Origin of the sequence: Aeromonas sp. S9(2024), from assembly GCF_041403185.1 — a bacterium.
GTDB classification, from domain to species: domain Bacteria; phylum Pseudomonadota; class Gammaproteobacteria; order Enterobacterales; family Aeromonadaceae; genus Aeromonas; species Aeromonas enteropelogenes.
In genome coordinates this window covers 550,710-575,767 of record NZ_JBGLRE010000002.1, presented here as the reverse complement: position 1 = coordinate 575,767, position 25,058 = coordinate 550,710, and the positions used below count along the sequence as shown (strand labels likewise).

Annotated in this window: 22 protein-coding genes and 2 tRNA genes; 14 read left to right on the top strand and 10 right to left on the bottom strand. The window is 57.4% G+C overall.

Features of this window, described 5'->3' with window-relative positions:
- The first annotated feature begins 36 nt into the window (after positions 1-36).
- The 13 genes from folP to pnp all read left to right on the top strand — a co-directional run bounded on the left by folP (position 37) and on the right by pnp (position 12,755).
- Complete coding sequence (folP, locus tag ACB028_RS05915) at positions 37-882, top strand: dihydropteroate synthase (RefSeq protein WP_371143743.1); 846 nt, start codon at positions 37-39, stop codon at positions 880-882.
- Positions 883-900: 18 nt separating this feature from the next.
- A complete protein-coding gene (glmM, locus tag ACB028_RS05910) occupies positions 901-2,235 on the top strand; it encodes a phosphoglucosamine mutase (protein WP_371143742.1) in 1,335 nt (444 codons plus the stop codon).
- 131 nt (positions 2,236-2,366) lie between these two features.
- Positions 2,367-3,131 (top strand): triose-phosphate isomerase, encoded by a 765-nt coding sequence (gene tpiA, locus ACB028_RS05905; RefSeq protein WP_371143741.1) that lies wholly within the window; start codon positions 2,367-2,369, stop codon positions 3,129-3,131.
- Positions 3,132-3,458 (top strand): preprotein translocase subunit SecG, encoded by a 327-nt coding sequence (gene secG / locus ACB028_RS05900; RefSeq protein ID WP_026455732.1) that lies wholly within the window; start codon positions 3,132-3,134, stop codon positions 3,456-3,458.
- A 7-nt stretch (positions 3,459-3,465) separates the two neighbouring features.
- Positions 3,466-3,550: transfer RNA gene (locus ACB028_RS05895), tRNA-Leu, on the top strand.
- A gap of 92 nt (positions 3,551-3,642) precedes the next feature.
- Positions 3,643-3,719, top strand: a tRNA-Met gene (locus ACB028_RS05890).
- 166 nt (positions 3,720-3,885) lie between these two features.
- Complete coding sequence (rimP, locus tag ACB028_RS05885) at positions 3,886-4,344, top strand: ribosome maturation factor RimP (protein ID WP_026455733.1); 459 nt, start codon at positions 3,886-3,888, stop codon at positions 4,342-4,344.
- Positions 4,345-4,358: 14 nt separating this feature from the next.
- Positions 4,359-5,861 carry a transcription termination factor NusA gene (gene nusA / locus ACB028_RS05880; protein WP_225634183.1) on the top strand — a complete coding sequence of 501 codons (1,503 nt, stop codon included), beginning with the start codon at positions 4,359-4,361 and terminating at the stop codon, positions 5,859-5,861.
- A gap of 20 nt (positions 5,862-5,881) precedes the next feature.
- Positions 5,882-8,584 (top strand): translation initiation factor IF-2, encoded by a 2,703-nt coding sequence (gene infB, locus ACB028_RS05875; RefSeq protein WP_342017421.1) that lies wholly within the window; start codon positions 5,882-5,884, stop codon positions 8,582-8,584.
- A gap of 55 nt (positions 8,585-8,639) precedes the next feature.
- Positions 8,640-9,074, top strand: a complete 435-nt coding sequence (rbfA, locus tag ACB028_RS05870; RefSeq protein WP_042028100.1) for a 30S ribosome-binding factor RbfA — start codon at positions 8,640-8,642, stop codon at positions 9,072-9,074.
- 1 nt (position 9,075) lies between these two features.
- Positions 9,076-10,026: a tRNA pseudouridine(55) synthase TruB gene (gene truB, locus ACB028_RS05865; protein WP_026455737.1), complete on the top strand. Its 951-nt coding sequence runs from the start codon at positions 9,076-9,078 to the stop codon at positions 10,024-10,026.
- A gap of 143 nt (positions 10,027-10,169) precedes the next feature.
- Positions 10,170-10,439 carry a 30S ribosomal protein S15 gene (rpsO, locus tag ACB028_RS05860; protein WP_026455738.1) on the top strand — a complete coding sequence of 90 codons (270 nt, stop codon included), beginning with the start codon at positions 10,170-10,172 and terminating at the stop codon, positions 10,437-10,439.
- A 168-nt stretch (positions 10,440-10,607) separates the two neighbouring features.
- Positions 10,608-12,755 (top strand): polyribonucleotide nucleotidyltransferase, encoded by a 2,148-nt coding sequence (pnp, locus tag ACB028_RS05855; protein WP_042073278.1) that lies wholly within the window; start codon positions 10,608-10,610, stop codon positions 12,753-12,755.
- Positions 12,756-12,846: 91 nt separating this feature from the next.
- Here the strand turns inward: pnp and ACB028_RS05850 are convergent, their stop codons facing one another.
- The 10 genes from ACB028_RS05850 to ACB028_RS05805 form a co-directional block, all read right to left on the bottom strand.
- The gene (locus ACB028_RS05850; protein ID WP_042073275.1) at positions 12,847-13,905 is read right to left on the bottom strand and encodes a chemotaxis response regulator protein-glutamate methylesterase; all 1,059 of its coding nucleotides are present in this window, start codon (positions 13,903-13,905) and stop codon (positions 12,847-12,849) included.
- Positions 13,902-14,393: a chemotaxis protein CheD gene (locus tag ACB028_RS05845; protein ID WP_216994141.1), complete on the bottom strand. Its 492-nt coding sequence runs from the start codon at positions 14,391-14,393 to the stop codon at positions 13,902-13,904. The genes ACB028_RS05850 and ACB028_RS05845 overlap by 4 nt, the downstream gene beginning before the upstream one ends.
- Before the next feature lie 5 nt (positions 14,394-14,398).
- A complete protein-coding gene (locus ACB028_RS05840; protein ID WP_026455742.1) occupies positions 14,399-15,202 on the bottom strand; it encodes a protein-glutamate O-methyltransferase CheR in 804 nt (267 codons plus the stop codon).
- 51 nt (positions 15,203-15,253) lie between these two features.
- The gene (locus tag ACB028_RS05835; RefSeq protein ID WP_371143740.1) at positions 15,254-17,425 is read right to left on the bottom strand and encodes a methyl-accepting chemotaxis protein; all 2,172 of its coding nucleotides are present in this window, start codon (positions 17,423-17,425) and stop codon (positions 15,254-15,256) included.
- 47 nt (positions 17,426-17,472) lie between these two features.
- The gene (locus tag ACB028_RS05830; protein ID WP_061476111.1) at positions 17,473-18,036 is read right to left on the bottom strand and encodes a chemotaxis protein CheW; all 564 of its coding nucleotides are present in this window, start codon (positions 18,034-18,036) and stop codon (positions 17,473-17,475) included.
- Positions 18,037-18,254: 218 nt separating this feature from the next.
- Positions 18,255-20,465, bottom strand: coding sequence for a chemotaxis protein CheA (locus tag ACB028_RS05825; protein WP_371143739.1), 2,211 nt, complete (start codon positions 20,463-20,465; stop codon positions 18,255-18,257).
- A gap of 23 nt (positions 20,466-20,488) precedes the next feature.
- Positions 20,489-20,815 (bottom strand): STAS domain-containing protein, encoded by a 327-nt coding sequence (locus ACB028_RS05820; protein WP_342010269.1) that lies wholly within the window; start codon positions 20,813-20,815, stop codon positions 20,489-20,491.
- A gap of 13 nt (positions 20,816-20,828) precedes the next feature.
- Positions 20,829-21,197, bottom strand: a complete 369-nt coding sequence (locus ACB028_RS05815) for a response regulator (protein ID WP_026455745.1) — start codon at positions 21,195-21,197, stop codon at positions 20,829-20,831.
- A 9-nt stretch (positions 21,198-21,206) separates the two neighbouring features.
- Positions 21,207-22,409 carry a methyl-accepting chemotaxis protein gene (locus ACB028_RS05810; RefSeq protein WP_371143738.1) on the bottom strand — a complete coding sequence of 401 codons (1,203 nt, stop codon included), beginning with the start codon at positions 22,407-22,409 and terminating at the stop codon, positions 21,207-21,209.
- A gap of 284 nt (positions 22,410-22,693) precedes the next feature.
- Positions 22,694-23,782: a ketoacyl-ACP synthase III gene (locus tag ACB028_RS05805; protein WP_371143737.1), complete on the bottom strand. Its 1,089-nt coding sequence runs from the start codon at positions 23,780-23,782 to the stop codon at positions 22,694-22,696.
- Between the two features lie 202 nt (positions 23,783-23,984).
- Between ACB028_RS05805 and ACB028_RS05800 the strand changes: the two genes are divergently transcribed.
- Positions 23,985-24,932, top strand: coding sequence for a LysR family transcriptional regulator (locus ACB028_RS05800; RefSeq protein ID WP_223378858.1), 948 nt, complete (start codon positions 23,985-23,987; stop codon positions 24,930-24,932).
- Positions 24,933-25,058 lie beyond the last annotated feature (126 nt).

Sequence of the window (25,058 nt, the reverse complement as noted above, 5' to 3'; positions counted from 1 at the left end):
TGCCCGGGGTTTTTCTTTATCCAGACGGAAATTAAGATGCAGTTAATCAGCAAGGGGCTCAGCCTCTCCCTCGATCGTCCTCATGTCATGGGGATCCTCAATGTGACGCCGGACTCCTTCTCCGATGGTGGCAGTTTCAACCAGCTTGAGTGTGCGATGACCCATGCTCATCAGATGGTGGCCGACGGCGCGACCCTGATCGATATCGGTGGTGAGTCGACCCGACCCGGTGCCCCTGATGTAAGCGAACAAGAAGAACTGGATAGGGTTATCCCCATCGTCGAGCGATTGGTGCGCGAGTGCAATGTGATGATCTCGCTTGATACCTCCAAGGCTGCAGTGATGCGCGAAGGCTGCAAGGCTGGCGCCCATCTCATCAATGACATTCGCGCGCTGCAAGAGCCGGGTGCGCTGCTTGCCGCCGCAGAAGCTGACGTGCCAGTGTGCCTGATGCACATGCAGGGGCAACCGAGAACCATGCAGATCGAGCCTCATTACGATGATCTGCTGGAGGAGGTGAAAGCCTTTTTCGACGAGCGGATCGCCGTCTGCGAGGCTGCCGGGATTGGGCGCGAGAAGCTGCTGCTGGATCCGGGTTACGGTTTTGGCAAGACGCTGGCGCATAACTATCAGCTACTGGCGGCGCAAAAGGAGTTGCTCTGCTATGGTTTGCCACTCTTGGTCGGCATGTCTAGAAAGTCTATGATAGGCAACCTGCTAGCCCGTCCAGTGGTTGAGCGCCTTGCCGGAAGCCTTGCCTGCGCTTTGATCGGCATGCAGCAAGGCGCCAGGATCATTCGGGTGCACGATGTGCGGGAAACCATGGATGCATTGCGGGTCGGCTGGCAGGCAATGACGGGACAAGATTTCATCTCCAAATAGAAAAACGAGAAATAGACAATGACCAGAAAGTATTTCGGCACCGATGGTGTACGCGGCAAGGTAGGGGAATACCCGATCACTCCGGATTTCGTGATGAAACTGGGTTGGGCCGCGGGCAAGGTGCTCTCCAAGAAGGGTACCCGCAAGGTGCTGATCGGCAAGGATACCCGCATCTCAGGCTACATGCTGGAGTCGGCTCTGGAGGCAGGCCTCTCCGCCGCAGGCCTAAAGGCCATTCTGATGGGCCCCATGCCCACGCCGGCAGTGGCCTATCTGACCCGAACCTTTCGCGCTGAAGCCGGTATCGTCATCAGTGCCTCACACAATCCCTTCTATGACAATGGCATCAAGTTCTTCTCTGCCGATGGCACCAAGTTGCCCGACGAGGTCGAGATGGCCATCGAGGCCGAGCTGGATCACGAACTGAAGTGCGTGGAGTCCGCCGAGCTTGGCAAGGCGTTGCGTATCGACGATGCCGCTGGTCGTTATATCGAATTTTGCAAGAGCACCTTCCCCTCTCATATGAACCTAGAAGGGCTGAAGATGGTGGTTGATTGCGGCCATGGTGCCACCTACCACATCGCACCCTCCGTGTTCCGCGAGCTGGGGGCCGATGTGATCACCATGGGTTGTGCACCGGATGGTCTCAACATCAACGATGGTGTCGGTTCGACTGCTCCTGAGGCGCTGATCGCCAAAGTGCTGGAGTGCAAGGCCGACCTCGGGGTGGCATTTGATGGGGATGGCGACCGTCTGATCATGGTTGACCATACCGGCTATCTCATCGACGGTGATGAAATTCTCTATATCATCGCGCGCGATGCACTGCGCAATGGTCGTCTCAAGGGCGGAGTTGTTGGAACCCTGATGGCCAACATGGGGCTGGAGCTGGCGTTGCAGACGCTGGGCATCCCGTTTGCCCGTGCCAAGGTGGGTGACCGTTACGTTCTCGAGATGATGGAAGAGAAGGGTTGGCGGATCGGTGGCGAAAATTCCGGTCACATCATCTGCCTGGATCAGACCACCACCGGGGATGGCATTGTCGCCGCCCTGCAGGTGCTTACCGCCATGCGCAGCGCCGAGATGCCGCTGGCCAAGTTGCGCTCAGGGATGAACAAGTTCCCGCAGGTGCTGGTGAATGTTCGCTTTGCCGAGGGCAAGGATCCGCTCTCTGCCGATGCGGTCAAGCAGGAGGTGGCAAAGGTGGAGCAGGAGCTGGCCGGTCGTGGCCGCGTGCTGCTGCGCAAATCCGGCACCGAGCCCCTGATCCGGGTGATGGTGGAAGGTGAGCATGAACAGCAGGTTCATGACATGGCACAGCGTATTGCCAAGCAAGTTGAATCGGCGCTTTAATGAGCATTCAGGGCGGCTTTTTAGTCGCCCTGGTTGTATCTTGTTCAATCGATTCAAAAAATTGAAAATAGCACTTGTCAGCTGACAATCCTCTGGATATTATCAGCCCCGCTTTCGCAAGGGAGTTGCCGATGGGACATCGCAAGCCGTTTGTAGCAGCCAACTGGAAGTTGCACGGTAGTAGGTCGCAGTTAGAGCAGTTTACGAGTCAATGTCTGAAGGGCGTTGGTGATGATGTAGATGTTGTTTTCTGTCCGTCCCATGTGCATCTCGACTTTGCCGCATCACTGCTCGGTGAGCAGATGACGATAAAGTTGGGGGCTCAGAATGTGAGTCAGCACACAGCAGGCGCTTACACGGGAGAAGTGTCGTGTCAGATGCTGGTTGAGGCAGGATGTCGCTACGTCCTGGTAGGACACTCCGAGCGCAGGCGTCTCTTTGGAGAAACCAGTTTTATCGTCGCAGAGAAATTTGCGGCTGCCAGAGCGGCAGGGCTTGTTCCAATCCTCTGTTTGGGTGAGTCGGGTGCAGCAAGGCAAGCGAGAAGAACCTTTGAGGTCATCGCAGAAGAGCTGGACATCGTCATAGAGAAAAATGGCGCGATGGCTTTCGATAATGCTATCATCGCCTACGAGCCGATTTGGGCTGTAGGTACAGGTAAATGCGCCACACCCGAGCAGGCACAAGAGGTTCATTCCTTTATACGTGGTCGCTTGGCGGAGGATACTCCGGTAATAGGTGAGAAAGTTAGAATCATCTATGGTGGGAGCGTGACGCCAGCCAATGCGAGAGATTTGTTTGCCCAGCACGATGTAGACGGTGGTCTTATTGGTGGTGCAAGTCTCGATAGTGATGCGTTTTTAGGAATTGTTGAAGCGGCAAAGGGTGCAAGTTAAATGTACGAGATTCTTTTGGTCGTTTATCTGCTGGTGTCACTGGCTCTGATTGGTCTGGTGATGATTCAGCAAGGTAAAGGGGCTGACATGGGCGCCTCCTTCGGCGCAGGGGCATCAAACACAGTGTTTGGCTCCAGTGGTTCAGGCAACTTCCTGACCCGAACAACAGCGATTTTGGCTACTCTGTTCTTTGTAATTAGCTTGGTGCTTGGATCCATGTCCACTCACAAGGTAAAACAGGGTAGCGAATGGGAAAATCTGCAACAGACCCAACAGGTTGAGCAGAACAAAGCGCCAGTGAAGAAAGATACTGACGTTCCCGAGTAAGAGTTTTGCCGTGGTGGTGGAATTGGTAGACACGCTATCTTGAGGGGGTAGTGCTCTAGGGTGTGCGGGTTCGAGTCCCGCCCACGGCACCAATTAAGCAGTAAGCCCGGGTAACCGGGTGTGTTATAGCCAGTCAGTCTTGTTTCATCGGAGTGATATGGCTATAATCTCGCACGATTTCGGACGCGGGGTGGAGCAGCATGGTAGCTCGTCGGGCTCATAACCCGAAGGTCGTCGGTTCAAATCCGGCCCCCGCAACCAAATTTCACGCATTTCCTACGCTCAGGAAGGCGGTCGCTGCGAGGCGACAATCAGGGTAAAGCGCCAAGCCCCGATTTGATATCGGGGCTTTTTGTTATGTGCAATTTACTCTGAATGGATCTCTATCTGGGCTTTATGCCCTTTTTTTGTTTTTCGGAGGGTGACTTTGGCTACGTTGGAACAACGTTTGACCGATATGCTCGAGGCGCCGGTCGTTGCCTTGGGCTTTGAACTTTGGGGTATCGAGTTTATCCGTGCGGGTAAACACTCCACCTTGCGCGTCTACATTGATGGCGAGCAGGGCGTGACCGTCGAGAACTGTGCTGAGGTCAGCCATCAGGTTGGCGCCATCATGGATGTCGAAGATCCCATCACCGAGGAGTATTACCTCGAGGTATCTTCCCCGGGTCTGGATCGCCCGCTGTTCAAGGTTGCCCAGTTCGAAAAATACGTTGGCCAAGAGGCGGCGGTAACGCTTCGGATGGCAACAAACAACCGCCGCAAGTTCAAAGGCGTAATCAAAGCCGTACAGGGCGACATGATCACCTTGACGGTAGATGGTAAGGACGAAGTGTTGGCTTTCACCAATATCCAAAAAGCGAACATAGTGCCGAACTTTGGTTAACGAGGCTATCGGATATGAATAAAGAGATTTTGCTGGTCGTTGACGCAGTATCCAACGAGAAAGCGGTACCCCGCGAAAAGATCTTCCAGGCGTTGGAAACTGCCTTGGCGACTGCGACCAAGAAAAAATATGAAGGCGAGATTGAGGTTCGTGTCGAGATCGATCGCAAGACCGGCGATTACGATACCTTCCGCCGCTGGGTAGTCATCGCGGATCAGGCCGCCATGGAAAACCCCTACGCCGAAATCACTCTGGAAGCGGCCCAGATTGAGCAGCCGGACATCCAGATCGGTGAATATGTTGAAGATCAGATCGACTCCGTGACCTTCGACCGCATCACCACCCAGACTGCCAAGCAGGTCATCGTGCAGAAAGTGCGCGAAGCCGAGCGTTCACAAGTTGTTGACCAGTTCAAGGACAAAGAAGGCACCATCATCAGCGGCGTGGTCAAGAAGAGCAACCGCGACAACGTGATCCTGGATCTGGGCAGCAATGCAGAAGCCGTGATCTTCCGCGACGACATGCTGCCGCGCGAAACTTTCCGTCCTGGTGACCGCGTCCGTGGTCTGCTCTACGCAGTGCGTCCGGAAGCCCGTGGCTCCCAGCTGTTTGTCAGCCGCTCCAGCCCGGACTTCCTGAAAGAGCTGTTCCGCATCGAAGTACCGGAGATCGGTGAAGAGATGATCGAAATCATGGGCGCCGCCCGTGATCCGGGTTCCCGCGCCAAGATCGCGGTGAAGACCAACGATCGTCGCATCGACCCGATCGGTGCCTGCATCGGCATGCGCGGTGCCCGCGTTCAGGCCGTCTCCGCCGAGCTGAGTGGTGAGCGCGCCGACATCGTGCTGTACGATGACAACCCGGCCCAGTACGTGATCAATGCCATGGCGCCCGCCGATGTAGCCTCCATCATCGTCGATGAAGACAACCACACCATGGATATCGCAGTGGAAGCCGCCAACCTGGCCCAGGCCATCGGCCGCAACGGTCAGAACGTGCGTCTGGCATCTCAGCTGACCGGTTGGGAGCTGAACGTGATGACGGTTGAGGACATGCGTGCCAAGCACCAGGCCGAGAACGACCGCATCATGAACCTGTTCACCAGTACTCTGGACATCGATGACGATTTCGCCAGCCTGCTGATGGAAGAGGGCTTCTCCACACTGGAAGAGATCGCCTTCGTGCCGGTCAACGAGCTGCTGGCCATCGACGGTCTGGACGAAGACATGGTCGAAGAGCTGCGTAAGCGCGCCAAGGATGCCCTGACCACCAAGGCCCTGGCCAAAGAAGAATCTTTCGATGGCGTTGAGCCGTCCGAAGAACTGCTCAATCTGAACGGCCTCGGCCGTGAGATGGCTTACGCTCTGGCGGGCCGTGGCATCGGTACCCTGGAAGATTTGGCAGAGCAAGGCATCGATGACCTTGCCGATATCGAAGGGCTGACTGCCGAGAAGGCCGGTGAGCTCATTATGGCTGCTCGCAACATCTGTTGGTTCGGGGAAGAGCAGTCCGAGTAAGATCAAACGGAGGAAAATGAATGGCAGAAGTATCAGTCAAACAACTTGCCACTGACATCGACACACCGGTTGATCGTCTTCTCCAGCAGTTTGTCGATGCCGGTATCAGCAAGAGCAAGGCCGACGACATGGTTAGCGAGTCTGAGAAGCAGACCCTGCTGGCACACCTGAAGAAACAGCATGGAGGTGACGAGGTCACTGCTCCTGCCCGCATGACCTTGCAGCGCAAGACCAAGAGCACCATCAGTGTTCAGGGGACTGGCGGCAAGAACAAGGAAGTGCAGGTAGAAGTACGCAAGTCTCGCACCTATGTAAGACGCTCGGCGCTGGAAGATGAACAGCGTCAGGCGGAAGCCGAGGAAAAAGCGCGTTTGGAAGCAGAAGAAAAAGCTCGTCGCGAAGCCGAAGAGAAGGCCCGTCTCGAAGCTGAAGAGAAGGCTCGCCGTGAGGCTGAGCAGGCTCGTCGTGAAGCTGAGGAAAAGGCGCGGATCGAGGCACAACAAAAGGCTCGACAGGCTCAACAGCCCGCCAAAGCAGCCAGTAGCACAGCTCAGCAAGAGGCAGAAAAGATGGCCAAGCGCGAAGCAGAAGAACTGAAGCGCCAACAGGAACAAACAGCTTTGCAAAAAGCTGAAGAACTCGCCGCGAAGAAAGCCGAAGAGGCTCGTCTCATGGCAGAACAGAATGCAGCCCGCTGGGCTGAAGAAGACGCCGCCCGCGCCAAAGAGAGCAGCGATTATCACGTGACCACCTCCAAGCATGCCCAGGCTGCTGAAGATGAGCTGGATCGCAAGGAAGAGAGCAGCCGCCGTACTGCCGCTGCCGCCAAGGGGCCGAAGAAGGCCGGTCGCCGCGACGACGATCGCAATGACCGCAACTCCCGTGATCCGCGCGCTCGTAAAGGCAAGCGTGGCAAAGTTGCTACCCCGAATGCCATGAAGCACGGCTTCAACAAGCCGGCTGCCGCGGTTAACCGCGACGTGGTGATTGGCGAGACCATCACTGTGGCCGAGCTGGCCAACAAGATGGCGGTCAAGGGTGTCGAAGTCATCAAGGTGATGATGAAGATGGGCGCCATGGCTACCATCAACCAGGTTATCGACCAGGAGACCGCTCAGTTGGTCGCCGAGGAGATGGGCCACAAGGTAGTACTGCGCCGCGAGAACGAGCTGGAAGAGGCAGTACTTAGCGATCGTGACGAGACCTCCGAAGCCAAGCCGCGCGCACCGGTCGTGACCATCATGGGTCACGTTGACCACGGCAAGACCTCGCTGCTGGACTACATCCGTAAGGCCAAGGTTGCCGCAGGCGAAGCCGGTGGCATTACCCAGCACATCGGTGCTTACCACGTTAAGACCGAAAGCGGCATGATCACCTTCCTGGATACTCCGGGTCACGCAGCGTTTACCTCCATGCGTGCTCGTGGTGCCAAGGCGACTGACATCGTGGTGCTGGTCGTGGCTGCCGATGATGGCGTGATGCCGCAAACTATCGAAGCTATCCAGCACGCCAAGGCGGCCGGTGTGCCGCTGGTTGTTGCGGTCAACAAGATTGACAAGCCGGAAGCGGATCCGGATCGCGTCAAGACCGAGCTGGCCCGTTACGACGTCATGTCCGAAGACTGGGGTGGCGATTGCCAGTTCGTGCACGTCTCCGCCAAGTCCGGCGAAGGCATCGACGATCTGCTGGAAGCCATCCTGATCCAGGCCGAAGTACTGGAGCTGAAAGCCGTGGTTGACGGTATGGCCAACGGTGTAGTCATCGAATCCTTCCTCGACAAGGGTCGTGGTCCGGTTGCTACCGTACTGGTACAAGAAGGTACCCTGCGCCAAGGTGACATCGTGCTGTGCGGTCTCGAATACGGTCGTGTGCGCGCCATGCGTGACGAACTGGGTCGCGAGATCAAAGAGGCCGGTCCGTCCCTGCCGGTGGAAATCCTCGGTCTGTCCGGTGTTCCCTCTGCCGGTGATGAAGCGACCGTGGTGCGTGACGAGAAGAAGGCCCGTGAAGTGGCTCTCTACCGTCAAGGCAAGTTCCGCGAAGTCAAGCTGGCTCGCCAGCAGAAGGCCAAGCTGGAGAACATGTTCGCCAACATGACCGAGGGCGAAGTGTCCGAAGTGAACGTGGTGATCAAGGCCGACGTACAGGGTTCCGTGGAAGCGATCTGCGACGCTCTGGTCAAGCTCTCCACCGACGAAGTGAAGGTGAAGATCGTGGGTTCCGGTGTGGGTGGTATCACCGAGACAGACGCGACCCTGGCTGCCGCTTCCAGCGCCATCCTGGTGGGCTTCAACGTCCGTGCCGACGCCTCTGCGCGCAAGGTCATCGAGGCCGAGAGCCTGGATCTGCGCTACTACTCCGTCATCTATGACCTGATCGACGAAGTGAAGCAGGCCATGAGCGGCATGTTGGCGCCGGAGTACAAGCAGGAGATTATCGGTCTGGCCGAAGTGCGCAGCGTCTTCCGCTCACCGAAGTTTGGCGCCGTTGCCGGCTGTATGGTCACCGAAGGTGTGGTCAAGCGCTCCAACCGTATCCGTGTTCTGCGTGACAACGTGGTTATCTATGAAGGCGAGCTGGAATCCCTGCGTCGCTTCAAGGATGACGTCAACGAGGTTCGCAACGGCTACGAGTGTGGTATCGCGGTCAAGAACTACAACGACGTACGCGAAGGCGACCAGATCGAAGTTTACGAGACCGTTGAAATTCAGCGTACTCTGTAAGCCGAGAGTCAGACAAAATAGGGGGCCGCGGCCCCCTTTTATCGCAGGATAGATTATGGCCAGAGAATTCAGCCGGACCCGTCGGGTCGGGCAGCAGATCCAGCGTGAAATCGCGCTGATCCTGCAGCGCGAGGTGAAAGACCCGCGCATCGGCATGGTGACTGTTTCCGACGTGGAAGTGTCCCGTGACCTCAACTACGCCAAGGTTTATGTCACCTTCTTGCAGCTGGAGAATGACGCCGAGCGCATCAAGGAAGGGCTCAAGGCGCTGACTGAAGCGGCCGGTTACATCCGCAGCCTGCTGGGCAGCGCCATGCGCCTGCGTGTGGTGCCCGAGCTGCGTTTCTTCTACGACCAGACCCTGGTCGAGGGGATGCGTCTCTCCAACCTGGTGACCAATACCATCCGTGAAGACAAGCGTCGCATGGCCGAGTCAGGTCGTGAGGATGACGTGGCCGCTCCGGATGACACGACTGAGGATAAAGCCTGAGATGACCCGAAGACGTCGTTTCAAGGGCCGTGATGTGCACGGCATTCTGTTGCTGGACAAGCCGACCGGCCTGACCTCCAACGATGTGTTGCAGAAGGTAAAGCGGATCTACAACGCCGCCAAGGCCGGCCACACCGGCGCCCTGGATCCCCTGGCGACCGGCATGTTGCCGATTTGCCTGGGCGAGGCCACCAAGTTCTCCCAGTATCTGCTGGATGCGGACAAGCGCTATGAGGTGACTGCCAAGCTGGGTGAGCGCACCAACACCAGCGACTCCGATGGCGAGGTGGTTGCCACCCGTCCGGTGAACGTGGCCGTGGGTACCCTGATTGAGGCGCTGGACCAGTTCCGCGGCCCCATCATGCAGGTGCCGTCCATGTACTCCGCCCTCAAGCATAATGGCCGTCCGCTCTACGAGTATGCCCGCGAGGGGATCGAAATTGAGCGGGAAGCCCGCCCCATCACGATTTTCGAGCTCAAGCTCATCAGCTTCGAAGGGGACGAGGTCAAACTGGAAGTGCACTGCAGCAAAGGCACCTACATCCGCTCTCTGGTCGATGATCTGGGGGAAGTGCTGGGTTGTGGCGCTCATGTCACCCAGCTGCGCCGCACCCAGGTGGCCAGCTATCCGTACGATCGGATGCTGACCCTGGAGCAGCTTGAGTGCATCTTCGAGCAGGCCAAGGCCGAAAGCATTCCGCCGCGCGAGCAGCTGGATCCCCTGTTGCTACCGATGGACACCGCCGTGGCGTCTCTGCCCGAGGTGAACATGTTGGCCGTAGTGGCGGCCTATGTGAACCAGGGTCAGGCAGTTCAGGTGCCAGGTGCCCCAACCAGCGGTCAGGTTCGCATGACGGTCGGCCCCGAGCGCGAGTTCATCGGTGTCGGCGAAATTGATGATGATGGTCGGGTTGCCCCCAAGCGCCTGGTCCGTTATCACGACGAGGAGTGATCCTCAGGCGGTATCCGTGCTCTTGCCCGTTGCGCGTCTTTATCATTGCGAAAAGGGGCGGGGGCGATTATGATACCGCCCTCATTTCACGGCTGAATTAGAGATTGGCTGTGAACCTTTAAACACTCTACTGGAGTAATACCATGTCTCTAAATGCTGAGATCAAAGCTCAAATCGTTGCCGAGCACGCTCGTGGCGCCAACGACACCGGTTCCCCCGAAGTGCAAGTTGCCCTGCTGACTGCCCAGATCAACCATCTGCAAGGTCACTTCAAGGAGCACTCCAAGGATCACCACGGTCGTCGCGGTCTGCTGCGCATGGTTTCCCAGCGTCGTAAGCTGCTGGACTACCTGAAGCGTAAAGACGTTCAGCGTTACGCTGCTCTGATCGCCAAGCTGGGTCTGCGTCGTTAATCGACCATCAGATTTCGCGAAAAAGGGGAACCGTCAGGTTCCCCTTTTTTTATTCCCTATCAGCGCGTTGCCTGCCTCACAGAATTTGTGTCACCGCTTACCTTTTGCATCGAATCAAGTATACTTGTGCGCGAATTTAAAGAGCCAAATTGTAAAAAGGAAATTCACGTGAATCCTATTGTAAAGTCATTCCAGTACGGTCAACACACCGTCACACTGGAAACCGGTGTGATGGCCCGTCAAGCCACTGCGGCCGTGATGGTCAGCATGGACGATACCTGCGTCTTCGTGACCGTTGTTGGCAAGAAAGAGGCCGATCACGGCCGTGATTTCTTCCCGCTGACCGTCAACTACCAGGAGCGTACCTATGCTGCTGGTCGCATCCCGGGTGGCTTCTTCCGTCGTGAAGGCCGTCCGAGCGAAGGCGAGACCCTGATCTCCCGTCTGATCGACCGTCCTATTCGTCCGCTGTTCCCGGAAGGCTTCCTCAATGAGGTTCAGGTGGTTGCCACCGTCATGTCCGTGAACCCGGCCGTCTCTCCCGACATCGTTGCCATGATCGGTGCCTCCGCGGCACTGGCCATTTCCGGCATCCCGTTCGGCGGCCCGATCGGTGCAGCCCGCGTGGGTTACATGAACGGTCAGTACGTGCTGAACCCGACCACTACCGAACTGCCCCAGAGCGATCTGGATCTGGTGGTTGCCGGTACCGCCAACGCCGTGCTGATGGTGGAATCCGAAGCGGCCATCCTCTCCGAAGAGGTGATGCTGGGTGCCGTGGTGTTCGGTCACGAGCAGATGCAGGCCGTTATCAACGCCATCAACGAATTCGCTGCCGACGTCGGCACCAAGCCGTGGAACTGGACTGCGCCTGCCGTCAACGAAGCGCTGAAAGCCAAGGTTGCCGAGCTGGCCACTGCCGAGCTGGGTGAAGCCTACCGCATCACCGAGAAGGCCGTGCGTTACGAAACCATCGGTGCCATCAAGGCTCGCGTGGTTGAGCAAGTGATCGCTTCCGGCGTGGAAGAAGATGCCAAGAAGATCGGCGAAGAGTTCCACAGCCTGGAAAGCCGCATCGTCCGTGGTCGCGTCGTCCGTGGCGAGCCGCGTATCGATGGTCGCGATCCTGAGATGATCCGCGCCCTGTCCGTCGCCACCGGCGTACTGCCGCGTGCCCACGGCTCCGCCCTGTTCACCCGCGGTGAAACCCAGGCCATGGTCGTTGCGACCCTGGGTACCGAGCGTGACGCCCAGAACATTGACGAGCTGACCGGCAACCGCGCCGATCGCTTCATGCTGCACTACAACTTCCCGCCGTACTGCGTCGGTGAGACCGGCATGATGGGCAGCCCGAAGCGCCGCGAAATCGGTCACGGCCGTCTGGCCAAGCGCGGCGTTGCCGCCGTGATGCCGAGCGCCGACGAGTTCCCGTACGTGGTGCGCGTGGTTTCTGAAATCACCGAATCCAACGGCTCCTCCTCCATGGCCTCCGTCTGTGGTTCCTCCCTGGCGCTCATGGACGCCGGTGTGCCGATCAAGGCTTCCGTCGCCGGTATCGCCATGGGCCTGGTGAAGGAAGAAGAAGGTTTCGTCGTGCTGTCCGACATCCTGGGTGACGAAGATCACCTGGGCGACATGGACTTCAAGGTTGCCGGTACCACCGAAGGTGTGACCGCCCTGCAGATGGACATCAAGATCGAAGGCATCACCAAAGAGATCATGGAGATTGCCCTGAAGCAAGCTCGTGGTGCTCGCCTGCACATCCTGAAAGTGATGGACGAAGCCATCCAGGCTCCGCGTGCCGAGATCTCCGATTTCGCCCCGCGCATCCACACCATCAAGATCAACCCGGAGAAGATCAAGGACGTCATCGGCAAGGGTGGTTCCGTGATCCGCGCCCTGACCGAAGAGACCGGCACCAACATCGAGCTGGATGATGACGGTACCGTCCGCATCGCCGCCGTTGACGGTGACGCCGCCAAGGAAGCGATCCGCCGCATCGAGGCCATCACCGCCGAGATCGAAGTGAACCGTATCTACGAAGGCAAGGTTGTCCGTCTGGCCGACTTCGGCGCCTTCGTCAACATCCTGCCGGGCAAAGACGGTCTGGTTCACATCTCCCAGATCACCGATGCGCGTGTGCAGAACGTGGCCGACTACCTGAAGATCGGTGACGTGGTGAAGGTGAAGGTACTGGAAGTGGACCGTCAGGGCCGCGTACGCCTCTCCATCAAGGAAGCCAACGCGCCGACTGAAGCCGCTGCTCCGGCTGCCGATGCCGCTCCGGTCGCTGCCGAAGCGCCTGCTGCAGATTAAGACGCAGTGCTGACCGGGCTTGCCCGGTCTGGCTGACCAATCCGGCTCCCCCAGGGGAGCCGGATTTTTTTATGGCCGGCCAACAGAGTGGCTATCTGCCGAGAATGGCGTGATGCATCTCGTCGAGCGGGAGTATGTGGCGTGCGGCACCAAGCTTGATCGCCTCCTTTGGCATACCAAACACCACACAGGAGGCCTCATCCTGGGCATAGGTATTGGCACCGGCATCCAGCATCTCCCTGAGCCCTCTGGCGCCATCGTCTCCCATGCCGGTCATGATGATGCCGGTCGCGTTTTTGCCCGCGTATTTGGCCACGGAGCGAAACAGCACATCCACCGAAGGGCGATGGCGATTGATCAGGGGACCGTCGACCACCTCCACATGGTAGTAGGCACCGCTTCGCTTGAGCAGCATGTGCTTGCCGCCGGGGGCGATCAGCGCGAGCCCCGGGATGACCCTGTCATTGTTTTTTGCCTCCCGTACCTCGATTTGGCATAACCCGTTAAGGCGAGCGGCAAATGATGCCGTAAATTTCTCCGGCATATGCTGCACGATGACGATCCCCGGGCTGACCCGGGGAAGGGCCGTCAGCACAGCCTCCAGTGCCTGGGTACCGCCGGTGGAGGTACCGATGGCGATGAGTCGCTCCGTGGTTTGGGCCATGGCATCTCGCGTCGGCGCCAGTATGGCGTCGGCATGGATTTTGGTGGCAACCTGCAAAGGGGCCGGTTTGCCGAGTCGCTTGAGGTTGGCTTGGGAGGCCGCTCGTACTGCCATGGCCAGATCGTGGGCTGACTCCTGCAGAAAGCTTTTGATGCCCATGGTCGGTTTGGTGATGATGTCTGCAGCGCCGGCTGCCATGGCTTGCAGGGTGGTTTCGGCTCCCTTCTCGGTCAAAGATGAGCAGATGACCACCGGGGTGGGGTGCTCGGCCATTATTTTGGTGAGAAAAGTGATGCCATCCATCCGTGGCATCTCCACATCCAGCACGATGACATCCGGCCACTCCTTCTTCAGTTTCTCCAGTGCAAACAACGGATCGGAGGCGGTCGCGATCACCTTGATGTCGGGTTCCTGTTCCAGCACCCCTTGCAACACCTGTCTAACCACGGCGGAATCATCCACCAACATGACTCTTATCTGTTTCATTCCCCCGTCCCTCGATGATGTGGCAGACGATGATGACGCACCCAAACATGGCCGTTGTTGAGCTCGAAGATGAGGCTTCGGTGGCCAGAGAGGCCCAGATGATGCGCTTTTATGGTGAGGCCCAGATGCCGGGTCAACTGCCATGCGGCCTGGATATTTTGGTCGGCCACATTGGGGTAGTCTCCGGCAGGGGGCGTTATGTCAAACATGTGTCCGCCACCAAAAAGCTTTACTTCATACTCCTGGAGCGGGGGCGGATAGTGGCGGATGGCTTCGATAAACAAGGTGATCGCTTCGTCGCCATAACGGCCATCCAGGGTAGTGGTTTTGACTCCCCGGGTCGGCAGCATGTAGTGACACATCCCCCCCGATTTATGTTGTGGGTGCCACATGGTGATGGCGACACAGGAACCCAGATGGGTTTTGATCACGGCGTCCTCCTGGCCGAAGAAAAACTCTCCGGGGTGCAGCATGATCTCTCGTTGCATCATCATCACCGCTTTTGGTAGATGGAAGGGGAAACCAGATGCAGGCCATGAGGTAATCCGTTGAGGCTTTCGGCATGGCTAACAAGCAGGTAACCCCCGGTCCTGAGTCTGGGTACCAGCCGCTGCACGACCTCGGCCTTGGTCTCCTTGTTGAAGTAAATCATTACGTTGCGGATGAAGATGACATCGAACATGCCGATGTCGGGCAGCTCCTGGATGAGGTTGATGTGCAAAAATCTCACCCGCTCCTGCAGCTTGCGGTCGATGATGAAACTGCCTTCCTGTTGCCCTATGCCCTTCAGGCAGTATTTCATCAGGTATGACATGGGGATATTGTGCGCCCGCTCTATGGGGTAGCGTCCCAGCCTGGCCTGTTCCAGCATGCGCGACGAGATGTCCGAGGCCATGATTTCCCAGTTGAAGCCGCCGTGTTTTTCCGCCAGGGTCATCGCCAGACTGTAAGGTTCCTCCCCGGATGAACTGGCTGCACTCCATATCCGCAATGTCCGCTCCTTTGGCACGAGCGGCAGTACTGTATTGCAGAGAAAGTCGAAGTGTTTGGACTCCCTGAAGAAGTAGGTTTCATTGGTTGTCAGCAGATCCAGCGCCAGTTGCAACTCCTGATGATGGTCGCTCATGATCAGGCGAAAATAGTCACCATAACTGTCCAGTTCGTAATGGTGCAGGCGTTTGGAAAGCCGGCTGGCGACCAGTGCTTTCTTGGCCGGTGACAGGTCGATACCTGCGGCCTGATGTAACCAGCGCTGGAACTGGCCAAATTCGTCGTCATGAAGTTGAGTCTGGTACAAGGCTATGCTCCCGGCTCGGCAAAGCGGCCTGGTTGCCCAGGCCCCGGCACACTAGAAACGGACAAAGTCTCCCTCGTTGAATGGTCGTGGAGGAAGACCGGGCTGCTCACGGCCATTCCCCTCCAGAACAAAGCGCCCCTTGGTACTGTTCTGGGGTTGTGCGGCGTTGTGACCATTGCTCCTGTGGCTCTGTTCGAGAGTGAAGAATTCCATGACAAGCTGCAGTTGCTCTGCCTGGCTGCTCATCTCTTCTGCTGTGGCGGCCAGCTCTTCGCTGCAGGAGGCATTTTGCTGGGTAACCTGGCTGAGCTGGCTCATTGCCTGGTTAATCTGGCTGACACCGGTTGATTGCTCGGCAGAGGCAGCACTGATCTCCTGCACCAGATCGGATGTCTTGTTGATGGAGGGAACCATCTGATCGAGTAGCCGGCCGGCCTTTTCCGCCATTTCCACGCTGCTGGAGGCCAACTCGCCTATCTCCTGCGCCGCTACCTGGCTGCGCTCCGCCAGTTTGCGCACCTCGGCTGCGACGACAGCAAACCCCTTGCCATGATCCCCCGCTCGCGCCGCTTCGATGGCCGCATTGAGGGCCAGCAGATTGGTCTGGTAGGCGATGTCGTCGATGATGCCAATCCGTTTGGCGATCTGTTTCATGGCATCGACGGTCAGTTGGACGGCCTCACCGCCTTCGACAGCTTCCTTGGCTGCCTTGCTGGCCATGCCGTCTGTCACCTGGGCGTTATCGGTATTCTGGTTGATGCTGGCGCTCATCTGTTCGATGGATGCGCTGGTCTCTTCCATGCTGGAAGCCTGTTCACTGCTGGACTGGCTGATGGACTGGGCGGTGGCACTCACCTGCTCGGCGGCACTCGACAGATTGTCGGAGGCGCCGCGGACCTCGGTCACTATATTGGTCAGGGAATCGATGGTCTTGTTGAGGGCATCCTTGGTGGTACCAAAGACCCCCGGGTAGTCTGTCTCTATCTTCTGGGTCAGGTCTCCCTTGGCCAGACACTGCACGATCCGGATCACGTCATTGAGGCTGGTATCGATCACGTTGGCAATCTGGTTGATGCCTTCGCCCAGATTATGGAAGAAGCCGGATTTGCCGGCGAGATCCATGCGGCGGTGCAACTCGCCATTGATCACGGATTGTACTATTTCCGACATTTCGTGCTCGATAGCGACCTCTTTGGTGCGATCTGCCCACTCGACCACCGACCCCAGCCGTTCGCCACTGTCACTGAATACCGGGTTGGCGATCAGCGCAAAGGTACGTCCACCAAGCTGTATTTGGGTACGGTAGGTACTGTTGAGCTTGGCCAGCATGGTCCGCTGGTGCCCCGGATTTTTATGGAAGCTGTCAATATTGGCCCCCATCAGATTCGCAGTATTGAAGTTGTTGAGATCTTTCTTGATGTCCGACTCGGCCAGCTTGAGCATCTCGGTGACGGAGTCGTTCATGTAGATGATGTCGAGGTTGGTATCGGCGATCATGACGTTGGTGCTGGCACAATCGAGTGCTCTCTTGACCCTGAGGCTTTCATTAGCCGAGATTTTGGCGGCTTCATTGGCGGCCTTGACCTCATTTTCGATGGCGATCTCTTTGGTGCGATCAGCCCATTCCACGACTGACCCTAGCCGCTCGCCATTGTCACCAAATACGGGATTGGCAATCAGCGAAAAGGTTCTGCCGCCAATGGTTATCTGAGTGCGATAGGTTGTATCGAGCTTTTGCAGCATGGCCCGCTGATGGCTCGGATTCTTGTGGAAGTTGTCGATGTTCTTGCCCATCAAGTTTTTAACGTCCAGATTGGGCAGTTCCTTGCGAATATCTTGCTCCGCCTGGCCGAGCATGGTGGTGACCGCCTCGTTCATATAGATGATGTTGAGGTCGGTGTCGGCAATCATCACGTTGGTCGATGCGCCGTCCAGCGCCTTGCGCACCCGCAGATTCTCCCGGTACTGGGTCTGGTTGCTCTCGATAGTGTCCAATGCATTCCGCAAGCGGGTTTGCAGCAGGTTTAGGGTTTCATTGAACTCGTGGCAGAGGTCCCGTAGCGGGCCGGTGAGGGTAGACAGATCTATCTGGCCAGCTGTTTGCTCGAGGGTGATGGCGTGATGGATGAGCCGAGTTTCCTCAGCAAGCCTGATTAGCTGCTCTTGCTGCTGGTTGTAGCTGGAACCATTGCCGAAGAGCTTTTCAAACAGTGATTGAGTCATGAGCCTTATCCTTGTGCGACATGCCAATGCGTATTGAGCGTGAGTAATCAGGATGCCTGTATGTATTCCGGTAATTTTTCCGGTTGCTGCGCCAGTTCACTGAGCTGTGCCATCTCCTCAAGTGACAGGACTTTTTCCGTATCAATGAGGATGACGAATTTGCCGTTGACCTTGCCCATGCCGCTGATGAAGTCAGCCCTGATCCGGGCACCAAAGCTGGGGGGCGGTTCGATTTCACTGGGTGAAATGCTGAGGACTTCGGAGACGGAATCCACGACCACACCGATATCCTGGCTACCTTGTGTATCGTCATGATGGTGTAGGCCTTCAATGATGACGATGCAGGTACGCCGGGTGATGTTGGAGGGCGCGTTGCCAAAGCGGGCGTTGAGATCAACGACTGAAACCACGGCGCCGCGTAGATTGATCACACCGCGAATAAAGCTTGGCATCATGGGTATGGGGGTGATGTTCCCGTATTCGATGATCTCTTTGACTCCCAGGATATTGATGGCAAACATCTCTCCGTTGATGAGAAAAGTCAGGTACTGGGCATCACTGTGGGATGTGGCGGGGGGGGCAACCACGGCCACTTCGGTCGATGGGGTCATATCAGCCTCCGGTTGAAAAAAATGAGGAATGCTTCAGCGGTGTGCTGCAGGTGGCATCAGACTGCACCCACTGGCGTGGTTGGCTGGCTTGTAGCCAGGTCTCCTGTGCCAATATGTGCCGAAGGACATGGGAGATGACGCTATCAACCCGCATACAGACCGTGTACTGAACGAGAGGAATGGTGGGGACGTTGAAAGTGTGCTGCACAGTGTTTTCCTCAATTGATGCGCGGTTGATGTTGCAGCCGTGCCAGGGTCTGCCTGTTGATAAGGCCAGACTCCTGATGGATGGCGTGCTGGATCAACGAGGGAATATCAAGGATGAGAGCGACTTCGCCCCCTCCCAGAATGGTGGAGCCGCTGATCCCTTGCAGACGCTGGAATAATTTGCCAAGGGGTTTGATAACGGTCTGGAATTCACCCAGCAGCTCGTCGACGACCAGTCCCGATTTTTTGCCGCCGTGGCTGACGACCACGATATTCTCACGGCGCCCCTTGCTGCCCCGGGTGTCGAAATAGTGTTGCAGACGGATAAAGGGGAGGACTTCCCCTCGCAAGTTGATGAAATTTCGCCCCTGAGTATCGGCCAAGGCACTGGAGGTCAGTTCTACGCACTCGATCACCATATCCAGCGGGATGACGTAATAGGTATCACACACCTTGACCAGAAAGCCGTCGATGATGGCGAGTGTGAGGGGCAGTCTTATCTGTACCCGGGTGCCCTGGCCCGGAATGCTGTCCAGATCCACGGTTCCGCGCAGGGCTGTGATGTTGCTCTTGACCACATCCATGCCGACGCCACGTCCGGAGAGGTTGGTAATGGCTTCTGCTGTGGAAAATCCAGGCTCAAAGATGAGGTTGTAGATCTCCTGATCGGTGAGCGTGGTGCCAGCGCCAATCAAGCCTCGTTCCTGCGCTTTTTGCAGGATCCTGGTCTTGTTTAGGCCGGCTCCGTCATCCTTGATTTCAATCACTATGCTACTGGAGTCATGGTAGGCGTTGAGAGTCAGGGTTCCTTTTGCCGGTTTGCCGACAAGCTGCCTTTGCTCTGCAGGTTCGATGCCATGATCCATCGAGTTTCTGACCAGATGCATCAGTGGATCGCCAATTTTCTCCACCACCGACTTGTCCAGTTCGGTATCGGCACCCGAGATCACCAGGGCGATATCCTTGTTGAGCTCCTGGCTGACATCACGCACCACCCGCTGAAAGCGGTTGAAGGTATCACCGATGGACACCATTCGAAGGCGCAAGGCATTGTCCCTTATCTCTTCCACCAGGTTGGCGATGACGGACGTCGCTTCCTGTAGCTGGCTCTCTCTACTGCGCTTGGCCAGCATATTGGCGCCCGAGCTGGCTACCACCAGTTCACCTACCAGATTGATCAGGTCATCCAGCTTGTCGGCATGGACTCTGACATAGCGTCCTTCCTTGCTTTTATTCTCCTTGGTCTGGTGCTGCTTTTTCAGGGCTGCATCGACCACGACTTCATCGACGGAGCCCTGAGAGATGAGGATCTCTCCCAGTTTTGAGGCAGGGTGCTCTGTGGCCGAATGTTGTAGCTGGAGTCCGTGGCGCAGTTCTTCTGCGGTTAGCGCGCCGGTCTTGACCAGGAGTTGCCCCAGCATTTCGCTATCTTCCGGCAGGGCATTGATAAGGTCTATGTATTCGCTGATCTTGCTGTGAGGCGGCAAGATGGCGATCTGGCAATCATCTCTGACGAATTCAAAGACATCGCTGATCGCAGCCTTGTCTGCCTGGGAATCGAAATCGACCTCGAAGCCGAGGTAGCAGCTTTCCGGATCGAACTCCTCCCAATCCGGTATGGCCTGATGGATGGTTTCCAGCGAGCGTATGGTACCCAATGTGCCGAGATAGCGCAGAAATGCGGCGGGATCCATGCCGTTGCGCAGCACATCAGGCCCAAAACGCAGAGATATATGCCAAAGGGAACCGCTGGACAGCGGCACTTCCTCTTTTTCGATGGGAGGAGGCGAAGGCATTATCGTGTCGGGCAACTGGGCTTCCTGGGCATTCTGGTGCCGAATAAGGGCCAGGCGCAGCTTGTCATCCCGAGCGAGGGCGTCGGCGGTCAGGCTATCTCCCTGCTCAGCCACCACTTCTATCAGCAATTGAATGTGGTCGCAGCTCTCCAGAAGATCCTTGATAAGCGCCGAGGTCACCGATAATTGCTGGTTGCGGATCTGATCCAGCAGATCCTCGACAATATGGGTAAACCCCACGATCGGAAGCAGACCAAACAGGCCCGCGGAGCCCTTGATGGTGTGAGCCGCCCGGAATATGGCCCCGATGAGCTCGTTGTCGTCAGGATTTTCCTCCAGCAAGAGCAGAGAGGACTCCATTTCTTCAAGCAATTCGCGAGCCTCGGCAATATAGGTCTGCAGGGCCAGGTCAAGATTGATGCTCACGGGTGACTCCTCGGCATGGCGATTCAGGGGTGTTCAGCATGGGGAAACAGGGTGGGATCCCCAAAAAATCCCGACAATTGGCACAGCTCCAGCAGTTCGAGCACCGCATGGCTGTGCCAGACCAGGTGCAGTGGATAGCCATTGGCCAAGGCAGTCTTTTTGGCTGCCAGCAATAGCTGTAGCCCGGCACTGTCGATTTCAGTCACATTGGCCAGATTGAGTTCCAGCTCTTGTCCCTGGTGCAACAGGGGAGAGAGCGCCTCTTTCAGTTCGGCTACCGTGTAGATAGTGACGTCGTCAGGCAGGGTGAGCACAGTCTTGTCACCTTGCTGTTCGCGCTGCAATTCCATGGCTGACTCCAGGTTACGGCATGATGAGCTTGGCGACGGCCGCAAGCATCTGTTCCGGCTGGAAAGGTTTGACGACCCAGGCCTTGGCGCCGGCGGCCTGTCCCTCCTGCTTCTTGCTGTCCTGCGATTCGGTAGTCAGCATGATGACGGGGGTGAACTTGTAGCTGGAGAGTTTCTTGGCCTCTTTGACGAAACTGATGCCATCCATATTGGGCATGTTGACGTCGCTGATGATGAGATTGATCTTCTTGCCGTCGAGTTTGTTGAGGGCATCCTTGCCATCTTGCGCTTCGAGTACGTCGTAGCCTGCGGTTTTCAGCGTCATGCCAACTACTTGGCGAATGGTGGCTGAGTCATCCACGATCAGGATCGTTTTACCCATGTTTCTCTCCTAGAAAAAAGTAATGTCTGCACTGCTGACGGTAGGCTTGGTCGTTCGACCATGATGAATGTCCCTCTGCTCATCCGTGGCATAGGTGAGCTCCATGTCGGCCAGCCAGCTATCGGCATCGATCATGATCGGGCCGGAAGTGCGTACCTGTTGTTCCGGGTCGTTCAGATGGTTTGAAAGATGCTCCATGTTGTTGCGTACCTGGTTGAGGATCTGACTTACCCTGTCCTGAAACTGCAGCGAAATGATGACATTGGAGATTTCGTGATGAATGTCGGTGCTTTCGCTTTGCAGCAGGGAAGCCGATTCGGCGAGGCTGTCGGTCGCCTGACGAAAGCGGGTCAGCACCTGTTCGATAGCCTGCTCCGAGTTGGCGACCGAAACGTGATCCCGGGCGGCGGAGCTTTCGGCAATTTCTGAGACGCGGCCAATTCCAGCGTTGATGGTATCGACCTTGTCGCTCATCTTCTGTGCGGTTTCACTGGAGAGGCGGGAGAGGTTGCGCACCTCATCGGCGACTACGGCAAATCCTCGTCCTGCTTCACCTGCCCGCGCCGCTTCAATCGCAGCATTGAGGGCCAGCAGGTTGGTCTGGGAGGCAATCTTGGCGACATCCAGCGCCATGGTGTTGAGCTCCAGGGTATAAGCAGTCAGGCTCTTTATTTCTGCCAACATGGCATCACGGTTTTCCTGGGCCGAATGCATCAGGCTGAGTACCTCATTGAGCTGGAGCTGACTCTCGCTCAACACGGCGGCCATCCCTTTTGATTCGGTGCCACCCAGATCGCCGGCAGCCTGATGGGAGGCGCTGACCGCTTCTTCCAGCTTGTTGGCGAGCCCGCTGAAGCGCTGGGTCAGATCGATCATCGCCTCTTCAGTCTGCTGCCGGGAGCTCTCTATCTGTTGTGACCATATGGGGACCGCCTTTTGGCAGACCTCTTCCAGCCCGATGATCGCATTGGCGAAGGAAGCTGGGGTGGCGTCCTGCTCGTCGGTTGAGGCGTGAGTGTGGCGGGCCTGATTGACGCGATGGGAAGTCCAGAGTGCGGCACCAATGGCCAAGGCGCCGTTCAATAACAGGTAAAGCAAAGAAGAAGATCTGGACAGAAGCAGCAGGCAACCGAGCAATCCCAGCCCGATGCAGCTCAGCCAGCAAACCGGATCCCATAGCGGGTTGATCACGCCACTTTTGTGTTGTGCCATACGCAACTTATCCCTGTGCTAGTCATTAGCTTGGCCGTCGGGTTGTGCCATCCAGATTGGCAACCCAGGGCCTGGTTATATTTACTATTGGCTCAGTAAGGGTAGCGTAAAAAAAATAGTTGGTTGCAAGTCAGTATTGCTTGCCGAAAAAGAGGTAGGGCATTGATAAGGGGAGTTGATGCTGAGCGTTATTTCCGCCGATATCAGCGAGATAGCGAAATCTGGGGTAGCGAAGGAGAGAAAGACAAATAAGGAGCCTGCCATGGCAGGCTCCTTGAACCATGTCAGGCTTTGCTGGCGTGAGCCTGCTGGCAGCCTTCGACGGCATGGGCGATCAGCTCCAGCGCGCTCTGCTCACACGCTGGCAGCTCTTCATCGCACTGACTGATGGGGGTGATGCGATCGCCCCACTTGATGATGGCTGCACCCCAGGTGAGGCCGGCGCCAAAGGCTGCGGTCAGCAGATAGGAGTTCGGCTTGACGCGGCCTTGTTCCAGCGCTTCGCACAGTGCGATGGGCACGGTGGCGGCGGAGGTATTGCCGTAGTTTTCGATGTTCACCATCACCTTTTCCATGGGCGCGTTCATGCGCTTGGCCAGGGTTTCGATGATGCGGATATTGGCCTGGTGCGGCACGATGAGATCGATCTGCTCGGGAGCAATGCCGGCCTGTTCCAGTACAGTGCCGGTTGCCTCACCCATGCCACGGACGGCGCGCTTGAAAATCTCAGGGCCTTCGAAATTGAAGGTGAATAGGCCGTCAATGTCGGCAAAACGCACGCGATCTGTGCCGAAATTTGGCACATGCAGGATTTCTCTGGCTTCGCTGTCGCAGCCGAGCTTGTTGGCGATGAGGCCGCTTTCCTGCTCGCTCGCTTCGATGATCACGGCGCCAGCGCCATCGCCGAACAGCACGGCGGTATCGCGGCGGGCCCAGTCCAGCAGATAGGTCAGACGCTCGGCACCGATCACCAGCACCTTCTTCATCATGCCGGTCTGTACCAGCGAGGTGGCGACGGAGAGGGCGTAGACGAAACCGGTACAGGCAGCATTGAGGTCAAACACGGCGGCATTGGTGGCGCCAAGCTTCTTCTGCACCGCGGAAGCAGCGTTCGGCAGCAGGTTGTCCGGGGTGGCGGTAGCCAAGATGATGCCATCGAGATCGCTGGCCTCGAGACCGGCGCAGGCGAGAGCGCGGCGACCGGCCAGGGTGGCGAGATCCGAGGTGCTGACGTGGGAGATCCGGCGGGCCTTGATGCCGGTACGCGGATAGATCCACTCATCCGACGTATCCATGATGGTGCTGAGGTCATCGTTGGTCAGCACTGAGGGAGGCAAGCATTTGCCCCAACCGGTGATATTGGCGTATTTCATCTTGTTACCGCTTCTCAATGTGGATCGCCCGCGGGCGGAAAATCGCGCAATTATGCCGCACGAGACAACTACTGTCATCTTGTGGTCATGGTTATCTGGCAGGGAGGATGTGGCAATGGGCTGCAAAACAAGGGAAATTTCGCTTAAAGGGAAGGACTTGCCTGCCCTAAGATAGGGCTTTCTCCCTCGACGAGGCGACACCTTGCTCAAAGCCAATCTCAACCTGTTGCCTACCCTCAAGGTGTTGCTGGAGACCCGCAACATCAGCCGGGCGGCGGAGCTGCTGCACCTGAGCCAGCCTTCTATCAGCAAGCAGCTCGCCTTGCTGCGCAGCGAGTTTGGCGACGAGCTGCTGGTGCGGGAGGGGCAACGCTGGCTGCTGACGCCGCGAGCCGAAAGCCTGGCCGCCCAGCTGGCGGACTCTCTCGGTGCGTTAGAGCGGCTCTATGAGCCGCCCGGGTTCGAGCCCGGCCGCTGTGAACGGGTATTCCGGCTCGCCTCGTCCGATTACGTGGCCCAGCATATCCTGCCCGATATCTGCGCAGCGCTTGCCAAAGAGGCGCCGTTGGCGGCGCTTGAGTACAGCTTGTGGGACAAGCGCCAACTGCCACAGTTGTGGCAATCACAGCTTGACCTGGTCTCCACCATCACGGAACAGGTGCCGGATCAGATCCGCGGTCTGCATCAGGGGGAAGATCGGTTGGTTGTGTTGATGGGCCGCCGGCATCCGCTGGCGGACCGTCGCCTGACACTTGATGATTACCTCGCCTGGCCACACCTGCAGGTGAGCGGTGGTGGTGACAAGGATAGCCCGGTGGAGCAGGTGCTGGCGCCACAGGGCCTCTCCCGGCGCTGGTTTGCCCGAGTGCCCTTCTTTCAGGCGGCGGTGGAGGTATTGCTGCGCACCGACTGCCTGATGACCACACCCGCTCATATCGCCTGGCAACTCTCCTGCAATAACGAGCTCGCTTTTGTGGATCTCCCTTTTTCGACCCGCACCCAGCACTATCATCTGCTGTGGCATCAGCGCCACCATCAGGACCCGGCCCATCGCTGGTTTCGCGAGCTGGCCTATCCCTTCCTGCGGGACCACTTGCAAGGCACAGTGGTCGAGAGTCGCAAGGTGCTGGCTCAGACCCAGACCCGTTAGTGCCAGTCGGTTATGCCAAAGCATAGCCAATGGTTATGGGATCTATTCATAACTTTCATTTCTGGCATAGCCATGCGCCCCTTACCCTGAATCCAGGAACAATATATTCAGGGTGAGGGTAAGCAC

Coding starts and splice junctions, on each gene's coding strand:
- ACB028_RS05815 (WP_026455745.1), bottom strand. CDS start 21,197: ATGGGTAAAACGATCCTGATCGTGGATGACTCAGCCACCATTCGCCAA.
- ACB028_RS05810 (WP_371143738.1), bottom strand. CDS start 22,409: ATGGCACAACACAAAAGTGGCGTGATCAACCCGCTATGGGATCCGGTT.
- folP (WP_371143743.1), top strand. CDS start 37: ATGCAGTTAATCAGCAAGGGGCTCAGCCTCTCCCTCGATCGTCCTCAT.
- secG (WP_026455732.1), top strand. CDS start 3,132: ATGTACGAGATTCTTTTGGTCGTTTATCTGCTGGTGTCACTGGCTCTG.
- ACB028_RS05850 (WP_042073275.1), bottom strand. CDS start 13,905: ATGAAACAGATAAGAGTCATGTTGGTGGATGATTCCGCCGTGGTTAGA.
- ACB028_RS05830 (WP_061476111.1), bottom strand. CDS start 18,036: ATGACCCCATCGACCGAAGTGGCCGTGGTTGCCCCCCCCGCCACATCC.
- truB (WP_026455737.1), top strand. CDS start 9,076: ATGACCCGAAGACGTCGTTTCAAGGGCCGTGATGTGCACGGCATTCTG.
- ACB028_RS05805 (WP_371143737.1), bottom strand. CDS start 23,782: ATGAAATACGCCAATATCACCGGTTGGGGCAAATGCTTGCCTCCCTCA.
- tpiA (WP_371143741.1), top strand. CDS start 2,367: ATGGGACATCGCAAGCCGTTTGTAGCAGCCAACTGGAAGTTGCACGGT.
- nusA (WP_225634183.1), top strand. CDS start 4,359: ATGAATAAAGAGATTTTGCTGGTCGTTGACGCAGTATCCAACGAGAAA.
- rbfA (WP_042028100.1), top strand. CDS start 8,640: ATGGCCAGAGAATTCAGCCGGACCCGTCGGGTCGGGCAGCAGATCCAG.
- glmM (WP_371143742.1), top strand. CDS start 901: ATGACCAGAAAGTATTTCGGCACCGATGGTGTACGCGGCAAGGTAGGG.
- ACB028_RS05820 (WP_342010269.1), bottom strand. CDS start 20,815: ATGGAATTGCAGCGCGAACAGCAAGGTGACAAGACTGTGCTCACCCTG.
- ACB028_RS05845 (WP_216994141.1), bottom strand. CDS start 14,393: ATGCAACGAGAGATCATGCTGCACCCCGGAGAGTTTTTCTTCGGCCAG.
- infB (WP_342017421.1), top strand. CDS start 5,882: ATGGCAGAAGTATCAGTCAAACAACTTGCCACTGACATCGACACACCG.
- ACB028_RS05835 (WP_371143740.1), bottom strand. CDS start 17,425: ATGACTCAATCACTGTTTGAAAAGCTCTTCGGCAATGGTTCCAGCTAC.
- rpsO (WP_026455738.1), top strand. CDS start 10,170: ATGTCTCTAAATGCTGAGATCAAAGCTCAAATCGTTGCCGAGCACGCT.